This window comes from Armatimonadota bacterium, from assembly GCA_020354555.1.
Taxonomy (GTDB): Bacteria; Armatimonadota; Hebobacteria.
The window spans coordinates 566,248-574,823 of sequence record CP070648.1; the positions used below are offsets into that span (position 1 = coordinate 566,248).

General features: G+C 65.9%; 8 protein-coding genes. All 8 read left to right on the top strand.

Annotated elements, in window-relative coordinates; translation table 11 throughout:
• Positions 1-24 precede the first annotated feature (24 nt).
• Positions 25-2,085, top strand: a complete 2,061-nt coding sequence (locus JSV65_02325) for a glycoside hydrolase family 31 protein (protein ID UCH35208.1) — start codon at positions 25-27, stop codon at positions 2,083-2,085.
• Positions 2,082-3,698 carry a hypothetical protein gene (locus JSV65_02330; protein ID UCH35209.1) on the top strand — a complete coding sequence of 539 codons (1,617 nt, stop codon included), beginning with the start codon at positions 2,082-2,084 and terminating at the stop codon, positions 3,696-3,698. Before JSV65_02325 ends, JSV65_02330 begins: the two co-directional genes overlap by 4 nt.
• Positions 3,699-3,810: 112 nt before the next feature.
• A complete protein-coding gene (locus tag JSV65_02335; protein ID UCH35210.1) occupies positions 3,811-4,569 on the top strand; it encodes an RraA family protein in 759 nt (252 codons plus the stop codon).
• Positions 4,570-4,595: 26 nt separating this feature from the next.
• Complete coding sequence (locus JSV65_02340; GenBank protein UCH35211.1) at positions 4,596-5,708, top strand: ADP-ribosylglycohydrolase family protein; 1,113 nt, start codon at positions 4,596-4,598, stop codon at positions 5,706-5,708.
• Positions 5,709-5,720: 12 nt separating this feature from the next.
• The gene (locus JSV65_02345; protein ID UCH35212.1) at positions 5,721-6,020 is read left to right on the top strand and encodes a hypothetical protein; all 300 of its coding nucleotides are present in this window, start codon (positions 5,721-5,723) and stop codon (positions 6,018-6,020) included.
• 46 nt (positions 6,021-6,066) lie between these two features.
• Complete coding sequence (locus tag JSV65_02350) at positions 6,067-6,474, top strand: DNA-binding protein (protein ID UCH35213.1); 408 nt, start codon at positions 6,067-6,069, stop codon at positions 6,472-6,474.
• 113 nt (positions 6,475-6,587) lie between these two features.
• Complete coding sequence (locus JSV65_02355; protein ID UCH35214.1) at positions 6,588-7,652, top strand: ADP-ribosylglycohydrolase family protein; 1,065 nt, start codon at positions 6,588-6,590, stop codon at positions 7,650-7,652.
• 296 nt (positions 7,653-7,948) lie between these two features.
• On the top strand, positions 7,949-8,576 hold a 628-nt coding region (locus JSV65_02360), incomplete at its 3' end, for a beta galactosidase jelly roll domain-containing protein (protein ID UCH35215.1).

An 8,576-nucleotide genomic window follows, 5' to 3' on the forward strand; every position in this document is an offset into this window, starting at 1 on the left:
GCAAACGGAGAGGACGTGGGCATCATGGAACAAGTCGCGCCCGGCGTGTGGCGACTGCGCCTGGGAACGCCGGAGGCATTCACGCCGATCGCGCTGCGCGAGGCGGAGCCGCTGGTGGACGCGATGCGCGCCTTGCCGACGGCCGCGGCGCCTTTTGCCGCTCAGGCGGTGCGCTTCAGCGTGTCGGCGCGCGGGTGTGTCGTCGAACTGCCGATAGGTGACGGCGAAGAGATCTACGGCTTCGGTCTGCAGCTCAAGTCGCACAAACAAACCGGCCTGAAGAAGACGATACGCGTCAACGCCGACCCGATCGCCGACACCGGCGATTCGCATGCGCCGGTGCCGTTCTACGTTTCAACCCGGGGATACGGCGTGTTCGTGGACACGGCGCGCTATGCCAGCTTCTACTGCGGCAGCCACGTCAGGCGCGAGGGGGCGAGCACGCCGGGTGCACCCGCCCGGAGCGCGGAGGAGCTACCGGCGCCTGCGGGGCGTGCGGCGAAAGCGATGGTCGTGGACGTCCCGGCCGCTGAAGGCGTGGACGTGTATGTTCTCGCCGGGCCCTCGATGAGGCAGGCGATACAGCGCTACAACCTGTTCTCGGGCGGGGGCTGCCTGCCGCCGATGTGGGGGCTAGGCGTGTGGTACCGGCAGAATCATGCCTACACTGCCGATGACGCGCTCCGTTTGGCCGCGACGTTTCGCGAGCGCGAGATGCCGATGGATGTCTACGGTCTCGAGCCGGGCTGGCAAACCCACGCGTACGGCTCGTCATACGACTGGGCGACCGAGAGATATCCGGATCCCGACGAGTTCCTTGCGCGCATGGGGGACATGGGCTTCAAGATCAACCTGTGGACGCAAGCTGTCGTTGATCCCTCTTCGCCGCTCTACGACGTGTTGCGGCACTATGCCTCGGACTACGAGGTGTGGGGCGGCATCGTGACGGACATGAATGTGCCCGAGGCGCGCGCGGCGTACGCGGACCACCACGAGCGCGCGTTCATCCAACGCGGCGTGTCCGGCTTCAAAGTGGATGAATGTGACAACTCCGATTTCAACCCGAGCCCGTGGTCGTTCCCCGAGCACAGCCGATTCCCGTCCGGGATGGACGGCGAGCAGATGCACTCAAGCATCGGCTTGCTCTATCAAAAGGCGCTGTTGTCCGCCTTCCGGCGCAACAACACCAGGACGTACTGCTCGGTGCGCTCGTCGCACGGGCTCGCCGCGCCGTATCCGTTCGTGCTGTACAGCGACCTCTACGATCATCGCGACTTCGTGCGCGGCGTCGTGAACGCCGGGTTCAGCGGGTTGCTGTGGAGTCCCGAGGTGCGGCCGTGCGCCTCGGTTGAGGATCTGATCCGACGGCTTCAGGTGGTCGTGCTGTCGGCGCAGGCGCTCATCAATGCGTGGAACCTTGCGATGCCGCCGTGGTGGCAGCCGGACAGCGAGAGGAATCGCGCGGGGGAATTGCTCGATAACGTCGCCAAAGTCGAGGCGATCTGCCGTGGGCTGCTCCAATTCCGGATGGCCCTGCTGCCCTATCTCTACTCAGCATTCGCCACGTATCGCCTCGAGGGAACGCCTCCCATCCGAGCGGTGGTCGTGGACTACCCCCAGGACCCGAACGCGTACGAACTGGACAGTCAATACCTAATCGGTGACGCGCTGCTTGCGGCGCCCATCTTCGCCGGGGAGAAGAGTCGAGTTGTTTACCTCCCGCCCGGTAACTGGTATTCTTTCTGGACGCACGAGAGGCACGAGGGTGGGCAGTCCTACGAGGTCGAGTCCCCCGCAGAGCAGATTCCTCTGTTCGTACGAGAGAACACTATTCTGCCGCTGGCCGAGCCGGTGGGGCACATTGACCGCGACACGTGCTTCGAAATCACGGCTTACACTTTCGGCCCGCGGTGCGAGCCGTGCATGCTGTTTGAGGACGATGGAGTCTCGTTCGATTACGAGCGAGGCGCGTACAACTGGGTAGAGCTGACCTGGAGTCCGGATGACGGCCCTGCCGTCAATCGGCGCGGCGACTACCCGGACGTTCGCTACCGAATCATGGATTGGAGCCATATCCCGGAATGAGAATTGCGCTAGCTACTTTGATCTGGCTTGTGATGACCAGCGGCGCCTGCCTTGCCGCAAGCGATATCAGCCTCTCGCTGCGGGAGCGCTACCTCGGGCCGGACGGGCTGCCGAGCGAGGCCGCCTACTTGCAGGCCGAGGGGATTGCGCCGGCGCCGGGCAGCGAGAGCTGGGGGTGGCGCGTTGTGTTCAAGCTGACCTACCTCGCGAAGGATGTGGAGGCACTCGACCGCGCCACGCCCGTCGCCACCGACTGCTACCTCGTGCGCACGCGGAGATTCGTCGCGCCGTATCGCGCCGCGCCTGCGTGGGATGGGCGCGTGTACCAGGCCGACGGCGGACTCGTGGTCGGCGCGTACACGCCGGATTGCGAGCAAGTCGTGGGGCGGATCAGCGCGGACGGCGTCTTGGTCGCCCTGGCGCCCGGCGGAGACTCGACCCCGCTGCTGCGAGGCGGCGAGGTGCGGTACAACCCCTTCACGGGCCAGCTCTGGCGCAGGGAGCCGGGGGGCGCCATGGTGGAGGAGCAGTGTCTCTACCTCCCGTTTCCGCTCGTTGGTGCCAAAGGCGAACCGGTGCGATGCGGTTTCGAGATCGCCCGACAGGAGGGTGTGCGGTTTGCGCTCGTCGCTCGCGCAGGCGACGGAGAGGTAGCCCTGGCGACGTGCGCCGTGACCGAGGAGACAATCATCAAGCGGGGCGACGGCTACGCCCCCGTTCTCGGGCCGGGGTGCGTGATGGCGGCCGATAGCCCGACCGCCGTCCTCGAAGTCCAGGGAGAGCTTTGCGCGAATGCTCTGGACATGCGCGGCGCGACGCTCGTTCTCAGGAACGGGCTGCCCGACGGCGAGATGGCGACGCCGCGACCACGGATTGACGGCGACTTCAGCGAATGGCGTGATATCACCGGCATCGCGGACCCGCGCGGCGACATACCGTGGTACCTCGACTACAATGCTGACACGGACCTCCTGGAGTTCAAGGTTGCCAGTGATGCGCGGCATCTCTACTTCTACACGCGCGTCGCCGGGCGCCACGGCAATACCGCGCCCGGTGATGACCGCTACTACTACTATGTCTATATTGACGCCGACCGCGACGCGGCGACCGGATACGTTCCGACGCGCGACGACAACTGCTACCATGGAGTCGCGCTCGGCGATGACTGCGAGGCGCAGTTCGAGTTCGTCGGCGGCCGCTTCGTCAAGACCTTCTTCGGGTTCACCGGCGTGGGGACGGAGAAGGAAGTGCTGGCGGGGCGAGTGACCCTCGGCCCGTCGTGGTACGGCAAGCACGACGAGCGCGGGCGACTCCGCGACCGGTACAAGGTCGAGTACGTCCGGCGGGCGGGGAAGCGGCACATCACAGCGGACTACACTGAGGGCACGAGCGAGGACATCATCATCGCGCTCTCTCCCGACGGGAGCGAATGTGAGATGCGCGCGGAGCTTGCCGGTTTTCTCCATGATTCGTCGGGCAAGTTGATCATCGGCCCCGGGCAGCGGATAGATCTGGCGGTGGGCGTGGAGGCGTCGGGTGCCGTGCAAGGGAATGAGAGGTGGGGGGCGGACAGCACGGCGCCGATCTACGGGTATCGCGTTGCCCCGGAGTGAGCGCGGCCAAGCGTGCTTGGGGCGGAAGGGAGCCAGCCGCGGTCGTGCGGTTCGCCGGCAACGACGGCGCGTGTGGCCTGAGCGGCGATAGCAGCAGGCGCGAGGTGACGTTATGAATCGAGAGCAGTCGGGTGGGAGCGGCGATCCCTTCGAGGTGCAGAAGCTGTACCAGCACCTGCGCGTCGTGGATGTGTGCGATGCAATGGACGGCATCGGCTACTTCGACATCGGGTTGATGTCGCCGGAGGTGCGCCCGATCTGGCTGGGGATGAGATTCTGGGGCGTCGCGTTAACGATGCGGTGCGTGCCGGCGAACCGGCCGATGTGGCGCCTCAACACGACGGAGGAAATCGTCAGGGCGCACGACATCTGGTTCAGGGAAGCGGGCAACATCGGCTTGGACGGGCTGATTCAGCCGGGACATGTCGTCGTCATGGATGCGGGGGGTTCCGGCGAGGTCGGATTCTGGGGATCGAACAACAGCATGGGCGCGGTAGCGGCGGGGGCGGTCGGGATTGTCACCGACGGCTACTGCCGAGACACCGCGGAGATCGCGCTGCAGAAGACGCCGGTGTGCGCGCGGGCGCGCGGGCGAACGATCATTCCCGGGCGAATCGAAGTGGCGGAAGTGCAGACGCGGATAGGCTGCGGAGGCGTCCAGGTGCGGCCGGGCGATATCGTGGGCTGCGATGACGACGGTGTGGTGGTGGTGCCGCAGGAAGTGGCGTCTGAGGTCGCCGTTCACGCCCGCGCAGTATTACTGGCGGACATGCGCGGTCGCCGCAAGTTGTACGAGCGCTTGGGCATGGCGCCGGACGAGACGGTGGATTACGAGGCGGTCGAGGCGTACTACAGACAACTCGATCAGTAGGCGGGACTTCGGAGGGACGTTTCCAGATGGCGAGACTCAGAGACAAGTTCCTGGGCTGCATCGCGGCGTCGTGGGTAGGATCGGCGATGGGCGCGGCGGTGGAGGGTTGGTCGCGCGAGCGCATCAAGGACACCCACGGGTATCTCGACAAGCTGCTGCCGTACCGGCACTACAACGTGGACTGGGACCGCCCCGCCGGAACGACGGAAGACGGCATCGAGCGGCAGAAGCTCATCGCCACCGCGATCATCGAGAAGCAGGACCGCATTCTGGCGCACGACGTGGTGGCGGTGTGGCTGCGGGATCTCGATCCGCAGAAGATGGCGTACAAGCAGGAGCGGTTCGACCGCTCGCTGCTGGAGATGGCGCGGGCGGGCGTGCCGGCGGCCGAACTTGGGCGGCTGTGGCTGTCCACGAATCAGATCTCGCTCGGCCGCGCGTCGCATCCACTGGGATTGATCAACGCGGGCGACCCGCAGGGCGCGGCCGATGACTCGTTCGAGATCGGCCAAGCGTATGCGGTCAAGAGTGCGTTCGCTCTGCGCTGGGCGGCGCTGTACAACGCGGCGATCGCCGAGGCGTGTAAGCCGGATGCTACGGTAGAGTCGGTGCTCGATGTGGCAAAGCGCTTCGCGGGTTATCGCGCCGAAGCCGGCCTGCTGTACGCCGGTTATGATACCGTCGAGCGCGATGTGACCCGCGCGCTCGACCTGGCAGCGAAGCATACCGAGCCGATGGCAATGCGTGATGAGTTCTATGGGATCTATGAGGGCGGGGGGCATTTCGTCTACAGCATGTCCGACGCGGGCGAGGTGATATCGAAGGGCCTAGCGGTGTTCGCCATGACGCGCGGAGACCCCAGAGAGGCGATTCCGACAGCGGTCAATTTCGGGCGGGACACTGACTGCCTCGCCGCCGTAGCCGGCGGCCTGTCGGGTGCGCTGTCAGGAGCTTCGACGATTCCGCCGGAGTGGATCGCACAAGTCAACGAGGCCACGCGGCAGGATCCGTACACCAACAACCAGCGCACCATCGAGGAAACGGCGGAGGGTCTGTTCGCGGCGTTCCTGGCGCGGCACAAGCGTCTGGCCGATTACGTGGAGTTGATGGGGCGCAAGGATTACCTCGCCGCGAATTGACGCGAGTATCACGTGAAGCGAGCGCTTGCGAGTCCGTGGCTGATTGCGCTGGCCCTCGTTGCCGTTTTCGCCGTGTCATTCGCGGCCGAGCAGTTGGATCTGCCGGCACGTGGCACACAGGCTCTTATCCTTGTCGCCGCGGCGATCCTGGCGGGGGCCATCGTCTACCAGATTTGGACTCGGAGGTGGCGGGAGGTCATTCGCGGCGTGGTGTGTGGCCTCATCCTCGTCGCGTTCTGGGTAGGGGCGGCGTTCATCACCATGTTCGTCTTGACGCCGTTGGCACAGCGGGTCGGCGAGCACTGGCCGTAGGCAGCTGCGATTGAATCCATGCGGGGCTCGAATGGGAGGACTTGCCATGCGAATTCAAACCGGGGGCCTGAGTCGGCTGCACATCGTGCGGCTGGATACAGGCGAGGACGTCCTGGAGTCTCTGCGCGCGGCGGCAGAACAGGCCGGCATTCGGCACGGGCTGATTCTGAGCGGGGTCGGCTCGGTGAGCAGGTACCACGTGCACGTCGTGAAGACGACGAACATCCCGCCGGGCAACGTGTTCTTCCAGGGCGAGGGGCCGTTCGACGTTCTCTCCATCACCGGCCTCGTGATGGACGGCCGCGTGCACGCGCACATTACGCTGTCCGATACCGAGAAGGCGCTGGGCGGGCACCTCGAAGAGGGCTGTCGCGTCCTGACATTCTGTATCATCATCCTGGCGGACACAGAGGGGCTCGAACTGACGGATCTGGACCGGATGGCGACGCGCTGATCGGCGGCGGGTGATGCACCAGCGGTGCCCTGGCGGCGGCCGGCGCATGACGGCTGCTCATGGCACCACGTCACACGGCGGCTGCGCGAATGAGGAACTCACAGCATGGCCAGATGGGAGATGCGCTTGTCGGCTGCCTGCTCGGGACGGCGGTCGGGGACAGCATCGGCCTGTGCTGCGAAGGGCTGTCAAGGCAGCGGCAAGCTCGGCTATGCCCCGAGATCGCTGGGCACCGCTTTCTGTTCCATAGAGGCATGGTGTCGGACGATACCGAGCACACCTGCATGACGGCGCAAGCGCTCCTCGCGGCAGGCGGCGAACCCGCGGCGTTCGCGACGGTGCTGGCCTGGCGCTTGCGGTTCTGGCTGCTCGGTCTGCCTGCGGGCATCGGGTTTGGCACACTAAGGGCTATTCTGAAGCTGTGGCTCGGGTTTCCGCCTCATCGAAGCGGCGTCCATTCGGCGGGCAATGGGCCCGCGATGCGAAGCGCCATCATCGGCGTGGGTTACGGTGGAGACGGCGATGTATTGCACGAGTTGATCCGGGCTTCGACGCGCATTACTCACACCGATCCCAGAGCGGAGTGCGGCGCACTGGCGGTAGCACTGGCAGCATACCTTTCCGGCTCGCGCCTAGGCGCGACGATAGCGCCTGACGAGTACCTGCGCCAACTCTCAGCGCTACTTGCGGGCAAACACGAGGCAGAGGAGTTGCTGCCATTGGTCCGCGCTGCCGCCGAGAGCGTGTGCGCCGGGCAGACAACGGAGGCCTTTGCCGAGCAACTCGGCCTGGCCGACGGAGTGTCGGGGTATATCTATCACACGGTCCCGGTCGCGCTGCAGTGCTGGCTGCGGCACCAAGCGGACTATCGTTCGGGCATTTTGGCGATCGTGCGCTGCGGCGGGGACACCGACACGACGGCCGCGATCGTCGGTGGAATCATCGGCGCGGGCGTGGGCAAGGCGGGCATTCCGCAGGACTGGCTCGACGGCTTGTGGGAATGGCCGCGAAGCGTGGAGTGGATGGAACGGCTGGGCCGCGCCGTGGCCGAAAGCCGCACGCTCGGGACGTCGCAGCAGGCCCCGCCGCTCCCCCGATGGGGGTTGGCAGTGCGGAATGTCGTCTTCCTGCTGGCGGTGCTGGCGCACGGCGTGCGCCGTCTCTTCCCACCGTACTGAACGGGTCGGGCCGACCCCGTCGCATACTCACACCGATACCTCACGGTTGGATTAGCGCGCACGCGTAATGCGCGCTGGTTGTCCGTGTCTCTGAAGCGTACTGCGATCGGGTGTCTGTCCGCGGCAAGTGATGTGCCGCGGGGCCACGCGCCGCCTGGGGGCGTGGGCAGGAGGAGCGTTGGGGCGCATTGAAGGTCATGCCGACGGCGTCGGCGGTCGCACGATTCGCAGCATCGAGCAGCACGGCGCGCCGATGGCGATCTCGCCGATGCTGGGCAGTATCAGGAGGGTCGCGGATGAGGCGCGGTCAACTGCTGGCAGTTCTGGCGGGCTTGCTCGCAGTGTTCGCGGCGACATCGCCGGGAGGCGCAGCGGTGACGGTGACGGATGATCGAACGCTTGACCTCAACGGGGCATGGCAGTTCGCGGTTGATCCCGAGGGCCGGTTTGACGTCGAGACGGTGGAGCGGACGGCGGACTGGCGTACCATCGAGGTGCCGTCATGCTGGGAGGCGCAGTTCCCGGACCTGCTGGCATACGACGGCGTGGCATGGTACCAGCGCACATTCACCGTGCCCGCGGCGTGGCACACCGCGACGGTGCGATTGTGTTTCGGGGCGGTGGACTACTTCGCCGAGGTGTGGGTCAACGGTCACCATGCCGGCACCCACGAGGGTGGCTACACCCCGTACGCCTTCGATGTCACGCCGGATCTAGCTTACGGCTCCGAGAACGCTGTGGCCGTGCGGGTCACCGATCCGACGAATGACCGCGACCGCTTCGCTCAATTCCCCTTCGACGAGGTCCCGAGTGGCAAGCAAGGACACTACTGCCAGACGGGTGGCATCTGGCAGCGAGTGTGGCTGGAGGCGCGGCCCAATCCGTACGTGGGCGTGTTGCATGTGACGCCGGATGTTGACGCGG